2 protein-coding genes are annotated in these 1,201 nt (G+C 70.6%); both read right to left on the bottom strand.

Annotation, left to right across the window (positions count from 1 at the left end):
• Positions 1 to 890, bottom strand: an 890-nt coding sequence (gene pheA / locus ACY45C_RS09130) for a prephenate dehydratase (protein ID WP_462187192.1), incomplete at its 3' end; no start/stop codon positions are given.
• A 72-nt stretch (positions 891 to 962) separates the two neighbouring features.
• The coding region (locus ACY45C_RS09125) for a 2-oxo acid dehydrogenase subunit E2 (RefSeq protein WP_462187191.1) at positions 963 to 1,201 on the bottom strand (239 nt) is incomplete at its 5' end.

Here is a 1,201-nt window from a genome sequence, read left to right as displayed (position 1 = left end):
CTGACGAACTCGTGGTCCGTCATGCTCGGGGGTACGAACGGGGCGACCTCGTCGGCGCGGGGGTAGGACCCCAAGAAGCGGATCTTCCGGCAGATCCGGTGCAGCCCCATCAGAGCCTCGCTCACCCGGCGGCCGCTGACGTGTCCTTCCGCGTCGATCGAGAAGCAGTACCGGCCCAGGTCCTCGCCGGTCGGCCGAGACTCGATCCGCATCAGGTTGGCCCCGCGAACGGCCCATTCCTGCAAGAGTTCCAGCAGCGCGCCCGGCTCGTCCGCGGCCGGCCACACCACGATGGACGTCTTGTCCGCGCTGGTCGGCGCGGTGGCGCGGCCTGGACGGCCGAGCAGGACGAAACGGGTGGTGGTGTCGGGGACGTCGTGGATGTCGGTCACGAGGGCCTCCAGCCGGTAGCGCCGCGCGGTGAACTCCCCGGCGAAGGCGCAGTCGAAACGCCCCTCCCGCACCAGCCGGGCCCCCTCGGCGTTGGACGCGGCCGATTCCCACTCCGCGTACGGCAGGTGAGCCGCGAGCCAGCGGCGTACCTGGGCCCGTGCGACCGGGTGGCCGGTGACGGTCTTGACGTCCTCCAGCGTGGTGCCCGGCCGCACGAGCAGCGCGAAGCTGATCGGTAGCAGCACCTCGCGGCAGATCATCAGCGGCTTGCCGGTCGCGAGCTCGTCCAGCGTGGCGGTCACTGCCCCCTCGACGGAGTTCTCGATCGGTACCAGCGCGCCGGACGCGTCCCCGTTGCGGACCGCGTCCAACGCCTCCGCCACGGAGAGAGAGGGGAACAGCTCATGCGTCTCCGTAGCCGGCAGCGTCCGCAGCGCGGCCTCGGTGAAGGTCCCCTCAGGGCCGAGATAGGTGTAGCGGGGGGAGTAAGCAGGCAAGACAGACCTCCTAGGACCGGGGCGGGCAGCGGTCATCGCCTGCTGGTAAGGCGGTGGTCAGAGGTGCGGTGGTCAGAGGTGGCGCAGCAGCACCATGGGGTCTTCGACCGCGTCGGCGACAAAGCGCAGGAAGGACCCGGCGGTGGCGCCGTCGCAGACCCGGTGGTCAAAGGTGAACGAGAGCTGCACGACCCTGCGGACCGCCAGTTCGCCGTCCACCGCCCAGGGCCTGGGGACGATCCGGCCGATGCCGATCATCGCGGCCTCGGGGTGGTGGATGATGGGCGTGGAGCCGTCGACACCGAAGACGC

The organism is Frankia sp. CcWB2 (genome assembly GCF_977927585.1).
Note: the sequence above shows the minus strand (reverse complement) of the source record. Positions and strands in the feature narration are given on the sequence as shown.